We start from the raw sequence: 18,992 nt of genomic DNA, 5'->3' as shown, positions 1-18,992 counted from the left end.
CTGCGCCTCTTCGGCGCAGCGAACGCCTCATGATGTCGTCGGCGGTCGACGATCCGGTGAACGCGACGGGGACGGCATCCTTTGATCGGATGACGAAACGTCGACCGAACACCCGGTCGCGCGATCGCGCCGCCGGACCCTAGAGTGGGCGGTGCACAACTCGATAACACGGGGGCTCTCACGAACCGAGGGCTGAGAGGGCGACAGGCCGGTCGCCGACCGTACGAACCTGTCCGGGTAATGCCGGCGTAGGGAGGATTTCTCATGAGCACTGCTGTGCCCTCAGCCGAGTCGGTCACGCGAGGACCGATCGAAGGCAGCACCAAGGAATACGTCGTCGACGGTGACCTGCGGGTCCCGGTGCGGCGCGTGCATTCTGACCAACGGTGAACATCTCGACCTGTACGACACGTCGGGTCCGTACACCGACCCGCAGGCCACGATCGACGTCGAGGCGGGACTACCGCCGATGCGTGACGCGTGGCAGCGCCCGGCCCCGGTGAACGGAGCGTCGACGCAGCTCGCCTGGGCGCGGGCGGGGCTGATCACCGACGAGATGCGTTTCATCGCTGTCCGCGAGGGCTGCTCGCCGGAACTGGTCCGGGACGAGGTGGCCGCCGGCCGGGCGGTGATCCCGGCCAATCACCGCCATCCCGAGTCCGAGCCGATGATCATCGGCAAGGCGTTCGCGGTGAAGATCAACGCGAACATCGGCAACTCTGCGGTGACGTCCTCGATCGCCGAAGAGGTGGAGAAGATGGTGTGGGCCACCCGGTGGGGAGCCGACACGATCATGGACCTGTCGACCGGCAAGGACATCCATCAGACCCGCGAATGGATCATGCGGAACTCGCCGGTTCCGGTCGGCACCGTGCCGCTGTATCAGGCGCTGGAGAAGGTCAACGGCGATCCGGCCGCGCTGACCTGGGAGATCTATCGGGACACCGTCATCGAACAGGCCGAACAGGGCGTCGACTACATGACCGTGCACGCCGGCGTGCTGCTGCGGTACGTGCCGCTGACGGCCCGGCGCGTGACGGGCATCGTGTCGCGCGGCGGTTCGATCATGGCGGCGTGGTGCCTGGCTCACCACACCGAGTCGTTCCTGTGCACGCACTTCGGTGAACTGTGCGAGATCTTCGCCCGCTACGACATCACGTTCTCGCTCGGCGACGGTTTGCGGCCCGGATCGATCGCGGACGCCAACGACGAGGCGCAGTTCGCCGAGTTGCGGACCCTCGGCGAGCTGACCGCCATCGCCAAGTCGCACGGAGTGCAGGTGATGATCGAGGGCCCCGGTCATGTGCCGATGCACAAGATCGCCGAAAACGTGCGTCTGGAGGAGGAGCTCTGCGAGGAGGCGCCGTTCTATACGCTCGGCCCCCTGGCCACGGACATCGCTCCCGCCTACGACCACATCACGTCGGCGATCGGCGCCGCGATGATCGCGCAGGCCGGCACCGCCATGCTCTGCTACGTCACGCCCAAGGAACATCTGGGGCTGCCGAATCGCGACGACGTCAAGACCGGTGTCATCACCTACAAGATCGCGGCGCATTCGGCGGACCTCGCCAAAGGGCACCCTCGTGCGCAGGAACGCGACGATGCACTCAGTAAGGCCCGTTTCGAGTTCCGGTGGACCGATCAGTTCAATCTGGCGCTGGATCCGGACACCGCCCGCGAGTTCCATGACGAGACGCTGCCGGCCGAGCCGGCCAAGACCGCGCACTTCTGCTCGATGTGCGGCCCGAAGTTCTGCTCGATGCGGATCTCCGCGGACGTGCGCGAATACGCGGAAGAGAACGGGCTGGTGACGCAGGAAGACATCGACCGCAAACTCGCGGAAGGCATGGCCGCCAAGTCCGACGAGTTCCGCCGGTCCGGGGGAGAGGTCTACCTGCCCGTCGAGGCGATTTAGCCGGACGCACTCCGGCCGATGATCGAGGGGTTTGCCAGGGATCTGTCAGAACGGTGGTGGGTCGTCGGCGAAGGCCGGGGTCGTCGCCTGTTCATCGGTTCGTTCGTTGAGCTGGTTCGTCCGCTCGTTGAGCTTGTCGAAGCGAGCTCGCCGGTTCTGGGCGCGCAGCTGCATCCGGTAGGCGTGTTTGGCCTCCGTGCGGGTGCGGGTGCGTGTGGGCTCGGCTCCTTTCGACAAGCTCAAGGAGCGGGGTTGAACGCTCCTTGAGTCTGTCGAAAGGAGTCCCGGTGGTCCATGCCGGCACGGAATCAACCCGAGACCGGGCAACAGCCAAGTGTTGGCTGCGCGAGTCCGGGCGGTGAATCCTTCCGGAGTGGTGATTTCGGTCCAGATCTGGCCGTGGGCGTCGATGACCTGATCGTCGAGGAATCCGTCGGCGAAGGTTTTGATCTGGTGGTGGAACACGCATTTCGGGTTGAGGTTGCACCAACACGTCGCACCACCCGCATCAGGGTTCTGGTGGTTGTATTCGGTGACGTGATCGAGCTGGCACCGTGAGGCGGGGCGTGAACAACCCGGCCAGGTGCAGGTTCCGAACAAGCCACGCACCACCGTGTCCAGCAGGGCGGTCGGCCGGTACGGGTCCGCCGCCTGCGCCGAATGATCAGCCAGCTTGGTCAGGTCGAGGGGCCGCACGACGGTGCCGGGCGTCGACGCGATGTCCCGGACGTGGTCGGCAGAGATGGTTCCGTGGCCGTCGAGGTGCCCAGGCTTATCACCGCCTTCGAGAGTGGATCCGTCGGTGATGACGTTGACGATGACCTTCGCGCCAGGTCCAGTGCCGTCTCCGGTGAGTAGGTCGTAGGCGGCATCGGCGCGGCGGCGGCCACTGCTGCGGGTGTCCGTCTCGTCGGTCTTGGCTGACGCAGCCGTGATCGCGGCGTCCATGACCGCAATCCGTTCAGCGGTATCGGTGACTTCCAGAACCGCCATCCCACCGCGGATCGGGTAACTCACCACCCCGGCCGCCCTCTTCGCGGCCTCCCGCTCTGCCCGGGCTGCTTCGGCATCGACGTCCGCGACGATCCGGCGGGTCAGATCGGCGACGGCGGTCACGGTGCGTATGCCGGAGGCGGTGAGTTCGTCGGCGATCCGGTGATCGATCTGCACCATCAGGGCTGGGTCGATGACGGCGGTGGTCTCGAACACCACCGCAGAGAACGCTCGCGGACTCAAGACCCCGTCCCGCAGTAGCAGGCCGGTGTGTGGCAGGCGATGGCGCAGTGCTTCGCTTTCGGTCACCAGTTTCTCGGCCAGGTAGGTACTGATCGCCAGGGTGCCGGCGATACTGGTGGCCAGTTTCGTACGCGGGTCGCACAAGCGGGTGAACTCGACCGAGTCCTCGGCGGTTGCTGGATCAATCGGTGCGCGTCGTTCGAGGAGGTCAGCAACCGCGTTCAGGCGCCGCCACATCAGATACGACTCACCCTCGGTGGTCGCGACCAGTTGATTGATCGCTGCCACATCAGCGTCATGATCAGACAGGCCGGCCGGTACCGGTCCCAAGCCCAGGGGTGTGAGGTCGGCATCGCGCCAGCGTTTCGGACTGGACGACTGCTTGCGTCGACTCATGCTCACACCCCCTTTTTCGTCGACTAGAACAGGTGTTCGACTACTTTCTAGTTTACGCAGGCCTACGACAATTTCCAGACCACCCAGGGAGGGGATTTCTCCAATCTTTCAGCCGGAACTTTGGAGGGTATTGAGGGAACCGACAGTGCAGCCGACCGGTGATGGATGCTGACCGATTCGTCGGATTAGCCCACTCTTGCGGCGTAGCCTGATCAGTACGGATTTGTGCTGTTCGGGGTGGCGCAAGGCGGAACCGTAACCGAGGAGAGAACCCATGTCTAACACCATCACCAGAATGATCGCCGTCGGCGCGGTGACCGCGGCGACCCTCACCGGGGCGGCCGTGGCCGCCTCCGCCGCCGACGCGCAGGTCGCCCAGGGCCGGTACCGGTCGACGACCGTCGTGTTCGGCGTGACGAACAACGGCTACCTCGCAGTGAACGGCTCGACCCTGACCAGTTTCACCGGTCCACTCGGCACGCAGCGCTACCACATCGTTGCGACCCGTTCGGGCGGCTTCGTCGACGCCTACGGGGCGCGTTTCATCCTGGACCGCCGGGCGGGCGACGCCTACGGCGGTCCGGTCTACGTCGGGCCGGTCGTGGTGGGCAACACCCACCTTCGGCCCTCCAACCGCTAGTCGGGCGTCGCCGCCGGAATCCGTCTACCGGCCGTCGGGAGTGAGGCCGACGATCCGGTTCCCCACGTAAGCGACGACGGCGCCGGGGACCGAGCGGAGCCACCGGATGTCATCGGTATCGGAGACGTCCTTGATGTCGGTGACTTTGCCGGATGTCGGGTCGACGCTGACGATGCTGCCGGCGGTCGCGAGGAGCAGGCGGTCGGATGTTGCCGCGACACCGGGCGAGAGGCCGTCTGCGGACAGATAGGTGATCCGGTCTATGGCGTTCAACGGCAGCGAATCGATGTCGATGGTCGACGTGCGTCCCGGATAGCGAACGAACAGCCGGGGGTCGTGACTCGAGCCGATCACGACGGAGCCGTCGGGGCCGTCACCGTAGATCGTGACCGTGGTGTCGGAGTTCGCGGTCGGCAGGACGAAGACGTCGGGCTTCTGGCCCTCCCGGCTGATGGTCACCGTGGTGCCGTCCGTGTCGACGTGGCTGCCGGACGGCAGGGTCGTGCCCGTCGCCCGACGGTTCTCGGAGTCGGTGCGGCGGGTCCGAACCGTGCCGTCGCCGACGGCGACGTCGAGGAGGGTCGACTCGGTGGCGACGTGGGCGATGTCGCCGTCGACCGAGGCGCCTTGGACCGAGCCGTCGCGGAGGCTGCTCAGGTCGAGTGCCCACCGCCGCTTTCCGGTCGGTCCGTCGTACGAGTCGACACGTTTCGCGCCGTAGGTGATGAACGCGGGGCCTGCGGCTCTGATCCCGGACACATAGTCGGGGGCCTCGATCGTCCAAGCGACGTCGCCGAGAGTGGCAGGCATGGCCGGCCGATCACCGGTGAGTTCGGCGACGTCCGGTTTCAGCGGCACGGAGTAGGCGTTCGCTCCGACGACGGTCGCCGCCGCCCCGATCACACCGACGACGCCCGCGGCCACGGCGGCCCGGGCCGGAAAGCCGGCCGCGAATCCGCCTTCAGCCAAACCGATGCGGATCGCGACAAGGCCGACGAAGGCGAGGGTCAACGAGCCGGCGCCGAAGATGGTGGCGCCGTGGGCGTCGAGCCTCCGAAGCGGGAATCCGGCCTCCTGAATGTTGATGAAGACCACGACGAGCGCGATCAAGGACAGCACTGCAGCGAAGGTCAGCGCTGCAGCCGTCGCCGACGGCCCGGGTCTGAGCATGCCGCGCTGAACGAGCACCCAGACCGCGATGACCGCGAGCCCGCCGGCGAGACCGAGTCCGGCGGCCACCAGAGGAATCACCGACTGTTCGGTGATCGATCCACGCCAGACCAGGGCGATGGCACCGAACACGACCGCCAGCACGCCCGCAGCGAGTGCGGCACCGCCGGGGATCGGCGCGAGGCGATCGCGGGACAGGTCGGTCATCGTTGCGGCTCCATTCGATCTCACCGGGATGGGACGGTCAGTATCGCCCGAAATGTTCCGTTGGCGAGAGAGGACACCCCGCAGATGCAAGAAGACCCGCTGTTGCCAGCGGGTCTTCGTGGTGCGCGATACAAGGATTGAACTTGTGACCTCTTCCGTGTCAGGGAAGCGCTCTCCCACTGAGCTAATCGCGCGGGTCTATGAAATTGGGGGGAGTGGAGGTGGCGACGGGAATCGAACCCGTGTGCACGGCTTTGCAGGCCGTTGCCTCACCACTCGGCCACACCACCACGTGCGAAGTTCCTCCGGCGTGATCGCCGTCGGGCTCGCTCCGAGCGGATGACGGGATTCGAACCCGCGACCCTCACCTTGGCAAGGTGATGCGCTACCAGCTGCGCTACATCCGCATGCAGGTGAGCAAGTCTTGTGGACTGCCGCTCACCAGCGGAACAGAACATTATCTGTTCCAACGCGCTCTTACAAATCGGCTGGTCAGAGAGTTGCACGCGTGTGTTTCAGGATCGGTGCGGTGTCGGAAACCGGAGCCGGTGAACGGACCGTCGCCGACGACGGCACCGCACGGGCAGCGATTGGACCCCACGGTCATCGATGTGTAATCTGCTTCCTCGTGTGACACGCAGTAGCGTGTGGTGCACAACGGTCCCGTGGCTCAGTGGAAGAGCGTCCCGTTCACACCGGGGAGGTCGCTGGTTCGATCCCAGCCGGGACCACGCAGAACGCCCCTTCGAATCCCTCGAAGGGGCGCTTCGCATTCTTCATCGTCTCACCGCCCGGCGGACGTCACCCGCCACCAGATGAACCCTGATTCTCTGACGAACGACAAGAGGCCGGTGATCCGGTCCTTCCGGTGAATCCGCACCGGCCGCACGGCCGATCCAGCGGCCACATCCGTCTCCGAACTGGTGGGAGCGTCGGGAGTTGCCCGATTGATCCTGGTCAGGCCCGGTGTCTCGATACAGTGCGCCTATGGCAGCGGCGACGGGGCGCGGCCGCGGGATCCTCGCGGCGATCGTCGTCGTGCTGCTTCTGGCACTCGGCGCCGGTGTGGCGTCGGTCGTCGGCGACGCACTCGGGATCCGTGCCGAACCCGCACAACCCATGGGCGGCGAACCGGCACCGGCCACCACCGTCGGCCCACCCGTGTCCTCGCCGCGATTCGACCTGACCGGCGACATCGATTCACCCCGACTCCGGGTGGCAGGCGACGAACTCGCCGCCGCCCAGGACTCGACCACGACCGCCGGCACCGGACAGGTGACCGTCGTGCACCGCTCGGCGGCCGGCGACGACGAGACCTACCGCGTGACGGGAACTCCGACGGACCTGCACATCGACGCCGACGGCGAAGCCGGCGCCGCACGCGCCGTCTACGACCTCGCGCACGCGATCCGTGCCCGCACCGGCGTGACCTCCCTGATCGGACGGACCGTCACCTCGCGCCTGCCGTTCCGGATGGCCGACCTGGGGGCCGTCGGCGTCACCCCCGATCCGGCGCAATGGCGCGACGGCACCGACTATTCGCACGCGTCCAAAGCGTTCGCCGACGTGTTTCTCGCGAACCCGCCCTACATCGACCAGAAGGCGCTCGACGCCGCCTACGACGACTTCGACCACTATCTGCGGCGGATCCTCGCCGAGGGCTACAACGCGCTCGCGTTCCCCGGCTTCATCGAGTTCGTCACCTTCGACGGACTGGGCGTCTATCCGCCCGGCGACCCGCATATCGCCAAAGCGACAGCCCTGCGCGACGCCTTCAGCCGGTTCTGGAACCGGGCCCGGGAACTCGGCATGAAGGTCTACCTGCGGACCGACATGCTCACCCTGACCACCCCGCTCGAGAAATACCTCACCCGGCGCTTCGGATCACTGGACACCACCGACCCCGCGTTGTGGGACGTCTACAGCCGGGGCCTCGATGAGCTGTACCGCGCCGAACCCGCCCTGGACGGGGTGCTCATCCGGATCGGTGAGGCCGGCCGCGTCTACGACGTTCCCGGCTGGGACTACTACTCGGACCTGGCCGTCACCACACCGTCCGCCGTCCGCGCCATGCTCACCGCCCTCACCGGGCAGGCCGAACGAACCGGGCGGGAGGTGATCTTCCGGAGTTGGAGCGTCGGCGTCGGGGCAGTCGGCGACATGCACACCGATCCCGACTCGTATCGCGAGGTCCTCGACGGCATCGACTCGCCGGCGCTCATCGTCTCGACCAAATACACCCTCGGCGACTTCTACAGCTGGCTCCCACTCAACGACACCCTGCTGCAGGGACGGCAACGCCGGATCGTCGAATTCCAGAGCCGCCGCGAATTCGAGAACGGGGGAGCGTTCCCCGACGACCTCGGCGCCCAATACCGGTGGGCCCTGCAACGACTCCTCGCCGCCAACCCCGGCATCGAAGGCATCTGGTCGTGGACCCAGGACGGCGGACCCTGGCGCGCCGGCCCGATGATCCTCTACGACAAGACCGGCTTCTGGCAGCTCGCCGACCTGAACTCGCGCCTCGCCGCGGATCTCGCCCGGAACCCGGACGCCGACCCGTCACAGGTGACCCTCGACTGGATCCGGGAATGGTTCTCCGACGACCCGCAGACGGCACGGTCCATCGCCGACGCCATGGCCGAATCCCGGCAGGCCATCGAGCAGGGGCTCTACATCCCGCCGTATGCGCAGCAGCGGGTGTCGGCGCTCGGCCTGGAACCGCCGCCGATGATGTGGATCTTCGAATGGGACATCCTGACCGGCGACTCGGCGGCGCTCGACGTCATCTACCGGGTGTCGCGGGACCGGCTGGACGAGGCGATCGCCGGCGGCGCCCAGGCCGTGCAGACCGTCGCACACATGCGGGACACCGTGGCCGGCACCGACCCGTCCACATGGCGGGATCCGGCCATGCGGACCGCGTTCGTCTCCGCGCTCGACTACGAACACAGCACGCTCACCATGCTCGCCGACTACCGCGCGATGGTGCTGCACGACGCCGCCTGGCGCGACACCGGTTCCGCCGCACAGAAGCAGGCGTGGCGCGATGCCCGTACCGCATTCGCCGCGTCGTCCGCAGACCACCTGAAGCGGTATTCGGGGGACGTCGACCACCCGGCCTACAACCTGACCGCCGCCGACCTGGGCATGCGGCGGGCCGACCGCAACCCCGCGATGGCCTGGGCGGCCCGGATCCTGCTGGTCGTGGCTGCCGTCTGGCTGATCCTCGGACTGCTGCGTCGCGTGCGGCCGGCCCGCGCGACGCTGACGGCGGCCCTGGTCCCGTGGCGTGCCGAGGAGGCCGCCGGCGCCCTCGGCCGGCACGAGAGGATCCTGCTCCTCGCGGTGCCCGCGGTCCTTCTGGTGGCCACGCGCGCAGCGGCGACCTCGGTGCTGTCGTGGACGCACCTCGCCCTGACTCTCGGCGCGTGGGCCGTGTTCTGCGCCGTGGTGCTGATCGCCGTCCGGAAGCGGTCGGTGTGGACGGTGATCGCGGTGGTGGGCGGGGTCGCGGTGCTGCGCTGCGTGCTGGTTCTCTTCGCACTGTCGTGGACCGGCCCCGGTGGGTACTGGTTCGCGTTCTGGACCGAGCCGGCGCACCGGGCCGCCTACATCACCGTCGCGGTCGCGCTGTACGCCTGGACGTTCGTCGCCGTCGGCTGGGCGCTCGCCGCCCGGTGGGGACGGCGTCGTGCCACCGGACTGGTGCTCGCCGCGGCCGGCACGGGACTGGCTGTTCCGGCGGCGGTCGTCGCGGCCGTCGGACTCGAGCGTGTGCTGACCGCCTGGAACGACCAGATGGGTCTGCTGCCGTGGGGTCTGTCCCGGATCCTCGGCATCACCGTCTACCTCGGGATTCCGCCGGCCCTGCCGCTGTACGCGGTGGTCGCCGGTGCCGTGCTGCTGGTCGTGGGCGCGGTGCTCGCGCTGCCGTTCGGTGCCCGGCGGACGACCCGGAGCTGAACCGCATCGACCTCGCGGAGTCCGCATTCCTCCTGTTCCAGGCAAGAACGGACATCTCCGCGCGCCCTGTGGGACAGGTGCGGTGCAGCGCGTAGCCTCAGCCGTGACATGACAGAGATCGCCGACGTCCGGACGCCGCGAACCATCCCGGCCGGGGTGGTGGCCGTCGTATGCCTGCTCGGCGCGGCAGCCGTCTACTGGCACCTGTTCGAGATGCCGATCTGGGACAAGGCCTACGGGCTGTTCGGCAACGGCATCGACCTGCGGGTGTACCGCGGCGGAGGATTCGCGGTCTGGAACGACCGCCCCCTGTACGACGCCCCCGTCTACCGGGTGTGGGACTTCACCTACACGCCGTTCGCCGCGTTGGTGATGGTGCCGCTCGCCTTCCTCAGCATTCCGCACGCGGAAACACTGATGCACGTCGTCAACCTGGTGGCGCTGGTGCTGTTCGTCTTCCTGTCGCTCCGGGCCCTGAACTTCCGGCGCGACGGCCGGTTCTGGCTCACGCTCGCCGCGTTCTCCGTCGGCGCCACCATCATCGACCCCATCCACTCGACCATCTGGCAGGGCCAGATCAACCTGGTGCTCGGGGTGCTGGTGCTGGGGTGCCTGACGCTGCCGATGGGCCGTTGGCGGGGGATCGGGGTCGGTCTGGCCGCCGGCATCAAACTGACCCCCATGTTCTTCGTGCTGTACCTGGCGATCACCCGGCGGTGGCGTGCGGTCGCGGTCACCGTGCTCACGTTCGCGGCCACGGTGGTCCTCGGATTGATCGTGCTGCGTGGCGAGGCCTGGGAGTACTGGACGGTCACGCTGCACGAGACGTCCCGGATCGGCCCGGAGACGTGGCCGCAGAATCAATCGATCAACGGCTTCTTCGACCGGCTGCGTTCCACCGGGGTGTGGAGATCACCGAACTGGATCTGGCTCCCGGTCAGCACGGTCGTCGCACTGTCCGCGTTGTGGGCGGCGCTGCGGGCGCACCGGGCCGGTGCCGAACTGCTGGCGATCAGCATCGTCGGCATGGCCTCGTGCGGTGTCGGGCCGTTCGCCTGGCAGCACCACTGGGTGTGGCTGGCTCCGCTGCTGCTCGTCGGGATCGTGCAGGCCGTCGACGCGACCCGGCGCGCGCGACCGCTCACCTGGCTGTGGTGGCTGGCGCCTCTGGCCCTGATGCTGCTCGCCTATTCGTGGGTGCAGGTGTTCCCGGACAAGACCCGGTTCGGTTCCTACATCCGGTTCTGGACGCCCCACCCGCACGGATGGAGCGGCGTACTCACCGTGGTCACCTCGGGTGCCTACCCGCTGGTCCTGATCGTCACGATCGCACTCACCCTGTGGTGGACACGGGGACGGACGGCGCAGACGCGTCAGGCCGCCGGCGACGAGGTCGCGGCGGCCTGACGGCTCGATGATCGTGACGGGTCAGTCGGGGACGACGTCCCGCTCACCCTCCAGCACGTGCAGGCGGTAGGCGAACACGGCCAGCGCGATCAAACCGACACCGACGTTGATGAGCGCGCCGAGCTGCTCCTCCACGAAGTTGAACACCTGGGTCAGCAGCATGGTGACCAGTGCCGCGGTCCGCAGGAAGCGCAGCGGCCACAGACCGCCGCGCCGCGTGATCAGGCCGATCACACCGAGGATGCTCAGAATCGAGGCGACAGCCGAACCGCACAGCTGGCCGTAGTGCGCGACGCCGCCCTCGTGCAGGCCGGTCACCGAATGGATGGCGCTGACCAGACCGGACACGTTGAACGCGGCCAGCAGGATCGCGACCACCAGGGTGACCTTGAAGCCGACCACGTCGGCGCCGGCGTCCTCGACCCGGTCGAAGGCGGCGAACAGCCGCTGAAGCGGATTCGGCTTCACGGTCTTCGCCGCATCCAGCGCCGTCGAGATGCCGCGCACCGCGTCCGGGTGGGCTCCGCTGGCCTTGGCCTTCTTCAGGGTGCTCAGCACGCGGGCACGGTCGGTGTCGGTGATGCCGGCCGCCAGCGCGTCCGTCGCGGTCGACGAGCCGTCGACCAGTGCGGTCGTGGCGGTCACCTCGCGCAGATCCTCGACCACGTGATTGGCGAGCAGCAGCAGCACCAGGACCACGTACATGATCGCGAACGACGGTGCATAGAAGTAGTCGTTGGTCTTGGTGACGAACTTGCCGACCTCGTCGAGGAACAGGCCGAATCCGATGCCGCCGATCAGCGTCGACACGTAGCGGGCGGCACGGCCGTTGAAGGACAGCATGATGAACATCGCGATACCGAGCAGTGCGCCGCCGAACAGCGAGTGCGCGATGTGCAGCGTGCCGCCGCCGATCTGCGGGTATCCGGTGGCGTGAAGGTAGAAGCGCGTGACGAGGATCGTGATGATCGCGATCACCACGAACGCCTCGACCAGAACGCCACCATCGGAACGACGGACCATATGGGGATTCCCTTCGGATTGCGGCCGGTCGGCCGGTGAAGCCTCATCGTAGGCAGCGACGCGCCGACATGGGCGGACCCGATACGATTCTCTCGGACCGCGAGTCGCCCCTCCGGCGGCCCGCGCGAACATCCGATCCATCACACGAGGAGCCAGAACCGTGCCCGACAACGCCGCGTCCGAACGAGTAGTCCTGCCGGAGACCATCAGGGTCACGGCGGGCACTACCGCGGGTGAGGCGATGCGCGAGCTGGAGCTGCCGAACAAGGGGCCGCAGGCGATCGTCGTGGTGCGTGAGGCCGACGGCACGCTGCGCGATCTGTCGTGGGCACCCGACGTCGACGTCTACGTGACGCCCGTTCCCGCCGACAGCGAGGACGGCCGCAGCGTGATCCGTCACTCGGCTGCGCATGTGCTGGCGCAGGCGGTGCAGCAGGTGAACCCCGACGCCAAGCTGGGCATCGGTCCGCCGATCAAGGACGGCTTCTACTACGACTTCGACGTCGACGAGCCGTTCACGCCCGAGGATCTGAAGAACCTCGAGAAGGCGATGAAGAAGATCATCAAGTCCGGTCAGCGCTTCTCGCGCCGCGTCTACGCGTCCAAGGACGAGGCGCGCGCCGAACTGGCGAACGAGCCGTTCAAGCTCGAACTGATCGACGACAAGGGTGCCGCCGACGACGACGAGATCATGGAGGTGGGCGGTGGTGAACTCACCGCCTACGACAACCTGAACCCGCGCACCGGCGAACGCATCTGGGGAGACCTGTGCCGCGGCCCGCACGTGCCCACCACCAAGTACATTCCGGCGTTCAAGCTGACCCGCAGCTCGGCCGCCTACTGGCGCGGCGATCAGAACCTGGCGGACCTGCAGCGGGTGTACGGCACCGCCTGGGAGTCGCCGGAGGCGATGGACGAATACCTGGAGCTGCTGGCCGAGGCGGAGAAGCGCGACCATCGGAAGCTGGGCGCCGAACTCGATCTGTTCAGCTTCCCCGACGAACTCGGTTCCGGTCTGCCGGTGTTCCACCCCAAGGGCGGCATCATCCGCACCGAGATGGAGGAGTACTCCCGGCAGCGCCACGTGGAGGCGGGCTACGAGTTCGTCAACACCCCGCACATCACCAAGGGCACGCTCTACGAGGTGTCCGGGCACCTCGACTGGTACCGCGACGGCATGTTCCCCGCGATGCACCTCGACGCCGAATACGACGACGGCGGCGACATCCGCAAACCGGGCCAGGACTACTACGTCAAGCCGATGAACTGCCCGATGCACAACCTGATCTTCCGGGCCCGCGGCCGGTCGTACCGTGAGCTGCCGCTCCGGTTGTTCGAGTTCGGCTCGGTGTACCGCTACGAGAAGTCGGGCGTCGTGCACGGCCTGACCCGGGTGCGCGGCATGACGCAGGACGACGCCCACATCTACTGCACCAAGGAGCAGATGCACGAGGAGCTGACCAACACGCTCAAGTTCGTACTGTCGCTTCTGTCCGACTACGGTCTCGACGACTTCTACCTGGAGCTGTCGACGAAGGATCCGGACAAGTACGTCGGCTCCGACGACGTCTGGGAGGAGGCCACCGAGACGCTGCGTCAGGTCGCCGAATCGTCCGGGCTGGAACTGGTGCCCGATCCGGGCGGGGCCGCCTTCTACGGCCCGAAGATCTCGGTGCAGGCCAAGGATGCGCTGGGCCGCACCTGGCAGATGTCGACCATCCAGCTGGACTTCAACCTGCCCGAACGCTTCGACCTGACCTATACGGCCGCCGACGGCAGCAAGCAGCGCCCGGTGATGATCCACCGTGCCCTGTTCGGCTCCATCGAACGATTCTTCGGTGTGCTCACCGAGCACTACGCGGGTGCCTTCCCGGTCTGGCTGTCGCCGGTCCAGGTGGTCGGTATCCCGGTGGCCGAGACGTTCGCGCCGCACCTGACGACGGTGATCAGCCGCCTCAAGGGACGCCGCGTGCGCGCCGAAGTGGATCTGTCGGACGACCGCATGCAGAAGAAGATCCGCAACCACACCACCGCCAAGGTGCCGTTCATGCTGCTCGCCGGCGAACGGGACGTGGAGGCGAACGCGGTCAGCTTCCGCTTCCGGGACGGCACCCAGCTCAACGGGGTCCCGGTCGACGAGGCCGTCAACGCCATCGACATGTGGGAAGAGGACCGGCGCAACGATTCGCCGACCGCCGACACCATGCAGGAGATGCTCGACGCCGCACGGAAGCGTCGCTGAGGTCCGTCATGGCCGGAACCGACCAGCTGCAGCGTCTGTGGACGCCGCATCGGATGAGCTACATCACCGACTCGGAGCCTCCGAAGCAGGCCGCCGACGGTGAGGAGCTGACCGGGCATCCGTTCCTGGACATCCCGAAGATGTCCGACGAGGACGGCCTGATCGTGGCCCGCGGCGAGACGGTGTACGCCGTGCTCAATCTGTACCCGTACAACCCGGGACACACCATGATCGTCCCGTACCGGCAGGTCGCGGACCTGGAGGCGCTCACCCCGGACGAGTCGGCCGAACTGATGGCGTTCACCCAGAAGATGCTGCGCACCATCAAAGCGGTGTCCAATCCGGACGCCTTCAACGTCGGCCTCAACCTGGGGCCGGCCGCCGGCGGCTCGCTGTCCGAGCATCTGCACCAGCACATCGTTCCGCGCTGGACGGGCGACGCGAACTTCATCACGGTGGTCGGCGGCACCAAGGTGATCCCGCAACTGCTGTCCGACACCCGGACGCTGCTGGCCGACGCCTGGGTGAACGTTTCGACAAGCTCAACGAGCGACGGGACAAGCTCAACGAGCGACAGGACAGGCTCAACGAGCGGGGGAGAAGACGCATGATCAGCTTCCGGGGAGGCCGTCAGGCGGTCTCCGCAGTGACCGACCCGATCGGCCGGTTCCTGCTCAGGATCGGTCTGACACCGGACGCCATGACCATCATCGGCACGGTGATCACCGTGGCCGCCGCGATCGTGCTGTTCGGCAACGGCTACCTGTTCGCCGGCGCACTGGTGTGCTGGGCGTTCGTCATGCTCGACATGGTCGACGGCGCGATGGCGCGCGCCCGCGGCTACGGCACCCGGTTCGGCGCGGTCCTCGACTCCACCTGCGACCGCATCGCCGACGGGGCGATCTTCGGCGCCCTCGCCTGGTGGGTGGCCATGCACCTGCACGACCGCCTGCTGCTGGTGGCGACGCTGATCGTCCTGGTCACCTCGCAGGTGATCTCGTACGCGAAATCGCGGGCGGAGGCGGCGGGCCTCAACGGCGACGGCGGCCTCATCGAACGGCCCGAACGGCTCATCATCGGTCTGACCGCCGCCGGACTGTACGGCTTCCCGGGGCTGCACTGGACGCTCGCACTGCCGATCGGCATGTGGCTGCTGGCCGTGCTGAGCGTCTTCACCGTCGGTCAGCGGATGTGGTCGATCTACACCTCACCGGGCGCACGGGATCCGTTGTCGTGACCGTCGACGGGCTGCGCGGCACCCTCACCGACCTGGGATACCGGGCCGGCTGGGCGGCGGTGCGCTACGCGCCCGAGCCGGTGGCCCGCGGCGTCTTCGACACCGCCGGCACCGTCGCCGGGTATCGCGGCGGCGGACCGGTGCAGTTCCGGCGCAACCTGGCCCGCGTCCTCGGCGTGAGTGCCGACGAGGTGCCGACCGCCCTGGTGGCCGCCGGCGTCCGCTCCTACGCCCGCTACTGGCGGGAGGCGTTCCGGCTGCCGTCCGAGGACCCGAAGCAGATCGTGGCGCGCACCGAGATCAGCGACGACGAGGGCGCCCTGGTCGATGCGTCCTACGCCGCCGGCCGCGGAGTGGTGTTCGCGCTGCCGCACTCCGGGAACTGGGACACGTGCGGAGTCTGGCTGGTCGATCGGTGCGGCCGCTTCTCGACGGTCGCCGAACGGCTCGAACCGGAGTCACTGTTCGAACAGTTCGTCGCCTACCGCGAATCCCTCGGCTTCGAGGTGTTCCCGCTGACCGGCGGCGAACAGCCGCCTTTCCAGGCCCTCGACCAGCGCCTGCGCGACGGGGGACTGGTCTGCCTGATGGGCGACCGCGACCTGTCCCGGCACGGTGTACCGGTCACGTTCTTCGGCGAACAGACCCGGATGCCCGCCGGCCCGGCGAAACTCGCCCTCGACACGGGGGCGGTGCTCCTCGCGGTGCACCAGAGCTACACCGGCCCGCGGACCTCGCGTATCCGGCTGCGCGAGATCGAGATCGCGCCCGGCGACACCGTCGAGACCGTCACCCAGCATCTCGCCGACGCGTACCAGGCCGGTATCGCCACCGCCCCGCAGGACTGGCACATGTTCCAGCCGCTGTGGGAGGCCGACTGGTCGCGGTCGCGGCGGGAGCGGCTCTCGTGAAGATCGGCATGATCTGCCCGTACTCCTTCGACGTGCCCGGCGGTGTGCAAGCACATGTCGTCGAACTCGCCGAGGTGTTCATCCGCCGAGGTCACGACGTCCGGGTACTGGCGCCGGCCGCACTGGAGACCGAACTGCCGGACTACGTCGACTCGGCCGGCCCGGCACTGGGCATCCCGTACAACGGATCGGTGTCGCGGGTGAACTTCTCCCCGAAGGGCCTGCAGCGGCTGCGCCGGTGGATCGCCGACAACTCGTTCGACGTCCTGCACATCCACGAGCCGAACGCCCCCAGCCTGTCCATGCTCGCGCTGATGGTCGCCACCGGACCGATCGTCACCACGTTCCACACCGCCACCACCAAGTCGCTGTGGCTGTCGGCGTTCGACGGCATGCTGCGCCAATTCCGGGAACGGATCTCCGGCAAGATCGCCGTCTCCGAGCTGGCGCGGCGCTGGCAGATGGAATCGCTCGGCAACGACGCCGTCGAGATCCCCAACGGCATCAACGTCGCCCAGTTCGCCGACGCACAGCCGCTCGACGGCTATCCGAGGGCCGGCCGCACCATCCTCTTCCTGGGCCGCTACGACGAACCCCGCAAAGGCATCGACATCCTGATGCGCGCCCTGCCCCGCATCGTCGAGTCCTACCCGGACGTGCGGGTGCTGGTGGTCGGCGGCGGCAACGAGAAGGCCCTGCAGCGACGGGCCGGCGCGCTCGCCGGACATCTCGAGTTCCTCGGCATGGTCGACGACGCCACCAAAGCGAGTGCCCTGCGCAGCGCCGACGTCTACGTGGCGCCGAACCTGGGCGGCGAGAGCTTCGGCATCGTCTTGGTCGAAGCGATGGCGGCCGGTGCCGCGGTGGTCGCCAGCGACCTGGTGGCGTTCTCCCGGGTGCTCGACGGCGGCAGCGCCGGACGGCTCGTCGAGACCGGCTCGCCGACCGCACTCGCCGACGCGGTGATCGACCTCCTGGGTGACGACGCCGAACGCTCGGCACTGGTCGAACGCGGCCGCCGTCGAGCGGACCTCTACGACTGGTCCCGCGTCGCCGACCAGATCCAGACGGTCTACGAGACGGTCACGCTGGGCGCCGGCCCGGTCGTGGTCTCGGATTGAGGGGGCCGACGTGCACACCCTGATCGTTCTGCTCGTCGTCGTCGCGGTCGCCGCACTGCTGTGGCTGGGCGTTCTGGCCGCGACCCGCGCGACCCGGCTCAACCGTCTCAACGTCCGCGTCGACCTGGCCCGCGCCTCGCTGCTGTCCGCGCTGGACCGCCGGGCGGTGGTCGCCCGCTCCATCGCCGCCACCTGTGACGACCCGGACCTGGCGGCGTCGCTGACCGCGGCGGCGACCGCCGCCGAGGACGCGGCCCCGGACGATCGTGAGGCCGCCGAGAACCGGCTCACCACCGTGCTCGCCCGAACCGGACCCGACCAGCGCCCGCCCGCCCTGACCGCAGAGCTCGCCGACGCCCAGGCCAGGGTCAGCATCGCCCGCCGGTTCTACAACGACTCGGTCCGTGACGCCCGCACCCTCGGCGGCCGCCGAATGGTGCGCTGGCTCCACCTGGGCGGCCACGCGCGACTACCGGAGTACTTCGAGATCAGCGAGCGCCTCACCCCGGAATAGACCGCCCTTGGGTCCGCGGCCCACCATCGGGTTTACTTATCTGGTGCTCGCACGTGGCGAGCAGCGTGCATGTGATGACTTCAGGAGCTGTGAGAGTGACTACCGACGCCAAGACCCCCGCCACCGGAACCGCCCGCGTCAAGCGCGGAATGGCCGAGATGCTCAAGGGCGGCGTGATCATGGACGTCGTCACCCCGGAGCAGGCGAAGATCGCCGAAGACGCGGGAGCCGTCGCGGTCATGGCCCTCGAGCGGGTCCCCGCCGACATCCGCGCCCAGGGCGGTGTCTCGCGCATGAGCGATCCCGACATGATCGACGGCATCATCAAGGCCGTCTCGATCCCGGTGATGGCCAAGGCGCGGATCGGTCACTTCGTCGAGGCGCAGATCCTGCAGTCGCTGGGCGTCGACTACATCGACGAGTCCGAGGTGCTGACCCCGGCCGACTACGCGAACCACATCGACAAGTTCTCCTTCACCGTGCCGTTCGTGTGCGGTGCCACCAACCTGGGGGAGGCGCTGCGCCGCATCACCGAGGGCGCGGCCATGATCCGTTCGAAGGGCGAGGCCGGCACCGGCGACGTCTCCAACGCCACCACCCACATGCGCAAGATCCGCGACGAGATCCGGCGCCTCACCTCGCTGCCCGAGGACGAGCTGTACGTCGCCGCCAAGGAACTGCAGGCCCCCTACGAGCTGGTCGTCGAGGTCGCCCGCGAAGGCAAACTGCCGGTCACGCTGTTCACCGCCGGCGGCATCGCCACCCCGGCCGACGCCGCCATGATGATGCAGCTCGGTGCCGAAGGCGTGTTCGTCGGATCGGGCATCTTCAAATCCGGCAATCCGGCCCAGCGGGCCGCCGCGATCGTCAAGGCCACCACCTTCCACGACGACCCGGACGTGCTCGCCCAGGTCTCGCGCGGCCTCGGAGAGGCCATGGTCGGCATCAATGTCGACGACATCCCGCAGCCGCACCGTCTCGCCGAACGCGGGTGGTGATCCGCC

13 protein-coding genes, 4 tRNA genes, 1 pseudogene and 1 riboswitch are annotated in these 18,992 nt (G+C 68.0%); of the genes and pseudogenes, 12 read left to right on the top strand and 6 right to left on the bottom strand.

Features of this window, described 5'->3' with window-relative positions; genetic code table 11:
- Nucleotides 1-158: 158 nt before the first annotated feature.
- A riboswitch (TPP riboswitch) is annotated at nt 159-273 on the top strand.
- Nucleotides 265-1,918 (top strand): annotated as a pseudogene (gene thiC / locus QM774_RS05045) (phosphomethylpyrimidine synthase ThiC). (Overlaps the previous riboswitch by 9 nt.)
- 45 nt (nt 1,919-1,963) lie before the next feature.
- Here the strand turns inward: thiC and QM774_RS05040 are convergent.
- Nucleotides 1,964-3,550 carry a DUF222 domain-containing protein gene (locus QM774_RS05040; protein WP_414974837.1) on the bottom strand — a complete coding sequence of 529 codons (1,587 nt, stop codon included), beginning with the start codon at nt 3,548-3,550 and terminating at the stop codon, nt 1,964-1,966.
- A 274-nt stretch (nt 3,551-3,824) separates the two neighbouring features.
- On the opposite strand from QM774_RS05040, the gene QM774_RS05035 reads away from it, so the two are divergent.
- On the top strand, nt 3,825-4,190 hold the full coding sequence (locus tag QM774_RS05035; RefSeq protein WP_414974836.1) for a hypothetical protein: 366 nt from the start codon (nt 3,825-3,827) through the stop codon (nt 4,188-4,190).
- Nucleotides 4,191-4,214: 24 nt separating this feature from the next.
- Here the strand turns inward: QM774_RS05035 and QM774_RS05030 are convergent, their stop codons facing one another.
- The 4 genes from QM774_RS05030 to QM774_RS05015 form a co-directional block, all read right to left on the bottom strand.
- A complete protein-coding gene (locus QM774_RS05030; protein WP_414974835.1) occupies nt 4,215-5,567 on the bottom strand; it encodes a hypothetical protein in 1,353 nt (450 codons plus the stop codon).
- 119 nt (nt 5,568-5,686) lie between these two features.
- A tRNA-Val gene (locus QM774_RS05025) sits at nt 5,687-5,761 on the bottom strand.
- A 22-nt stretch (nt 5,762-5,783) separates the two neighbouring features.
- Nucleotides 5,784-5,857: transfer RNA gene (locus QM774_RS05020), tRNA-Cys, on the bottom strand.
- 44 nt (nt 5,858-5,901) lie between these two features.
- Nucleotides 5,902-5,974 (bottom strand) — tRNA-Gly (locus QM774_RS05015).
- Nucleotides 5,975-6,226: 252 nt separating this feature from the next.
- Here QM774_RS05015 and QM774_RS05010 point away from each other — a divergent pair.
- The 3 genes from QM774_RS05010 (at nt 6,227) to QM774_RS05000 (ending at nt 10,940) form a co-directional block, all read left to right on the top strand.
- A tRNA-Val gene (locus QM774_RS05010) sits at nt 6,227-6,298 on the top strand.
- Nucleotides 6,299-6,554: 256 nt separating this feature from the next.
- Complete coding sequence (locus QM774_RS05005; protein ID WP_414974834.1) at nt 6,555-9,533, top strand: hypothetical protein; 2,979 nt, start codon at nt 6,555-6,557, stop codon at nt 9,531-9,533.
- Between the two features lie 108 nt (nt 9,534-9,641).
- Entirely contained in the window at nt 9,642-10,940 is a 1,299-nt protein-coding gene (locus tag QM774_RS05000) for a glycosyltransferase 87 family protein (RefSeq protein WP_414974833.1), read from the top strand.
- Nucleotides 10,941-10,961: 21 nt separating this feature from the next.
- Here QM774_RS05000 and QM774_RS04995 read toward each other — a convergent pair whose 3' ends face one another.
- Nucleotides 10,962-11,963: a hypothetical protein gene (locus QM774_RS04995; protein WP_414974832.1), complete on the bottom strand. Its 1,002-nt coding sequence runs from the start codon at nt 11,961-11,963 to the stop codon at nt 10,962-10,964.
- Nucleotides 11,964-12,123: 160 nt separating this feature from the next.
- Between QM774_RS04995 and thrS the strand changes: the two genes are divergently transcribed.
- The 7 genes from thrS to pdxS all read left to right on the top strand — a co-directional run bounded on the left by thrS (nt 12,124) and on the right by pdxS (nt 18,986).
- On the top strand, nt 12,124-14,205 hold the full coding sequence (gene thrS, locus QM774_RS04990) for a threonine--tRNA ligase (protein ID WP_414974831.1): 2,082 nt from the start codon (nt 12,124-12,126) through the stop codon (nt 14,203-14,205).
- A gap of 8 nt (nt 14,206-14,213) precedes the next feature.
- Nucleotides 14,214-14,816, top strand: coding sequence for an HIT family protein (locus QM774_RS04985; RefSeq protein WP_414974830.1), 603 nt, complete (start codon nt 14,214-14,216; stop codon nt 14,814-14,816).
- A complete protein-coding gene (gene pgsA / locus QM774_RS04980) occupies nt 14,813-15,442 on the top strand; it encodes a phosphatidylinositol phosphate synthase (protein ID WP_414974829.1) in 630 nt (209 codons plus the stop codon). The genes QM774_RS04985 and pgsA overlap by 4 nt, the downstream gene beginning before the upstream one ends.
- Nucleotides 15,439-16,353, top strand: a complete 915-nt coding sequence (locus QM774_RS04975; protein ID WP_414974828.1) for a phosphatidylinositol mannoside acyltransferase — start codon at nt 15,439-15,441, stop codon at nt 16,351-16,353. Before pgsA ends, QM774_RS04975 begins: the two co-directional genes overlap by 4 nt.
- Nucleotides 16,350-17,474: a glycosyltransferase family 4 protein gene (locus QM774_RS04970; RefSeq protein WP_414974827.1), complete on the top strand. Its 1,125-nt coding sequence runs from the start codon at nt 16,350-16,352 to the stop codon at nt 17,472-17,474. The genes QM774_RS04975 and QM774_RS04970 overlap by 4 nt, the downstream gene beginning before the upstream one ends.
- A gap of 10 nt (nt 17,475-17,484) precedes the next feature.
- Nucleotides 17,485-17,988: an NUDIX hydrolase gene (locus QM774_RS04965; RefSeq protein ID WP_414974826.1), complete on the top strand. Its 504-nt coding sequence runs from the start codon at nt 17,485-17,487 to the stop codon at nt 17,986-17,988.
- A gap of 95 nt (nt 17,989-18,083) precedes the next feature.
- Nucleotides 18,084-18,986 carry a pyridoxal 5'-phosphate synthase lyase subunit PdxS gene (pdxS, locus tag QM774_RS04960; RefSeq protein WP_414974825.1) on the top strand — a complete coding sequence of 301 codons (903 nt, stop codon included), beginning with the start codon at nt 18,084-18,086 and terminating at the stop codon, nt 18,984-18,986.
- Nucleotides 18,987-18,992: the final 6 nt, after the last annotated feature.

Origin of the sequence: Gordonia sp. (in: high G+C Gram-positive bacteria), from assembly GCF_047600565.1 — a bacterium.
Taxonomy (GTDB): Bacteria; Actinomycetota; Actinomycetes; order Mycobacteriales; family Mycobacteriaceae; genus Gordonia.
This window is presented reverse-complemented; position numbering and strand designations above follow the sequence as displayed.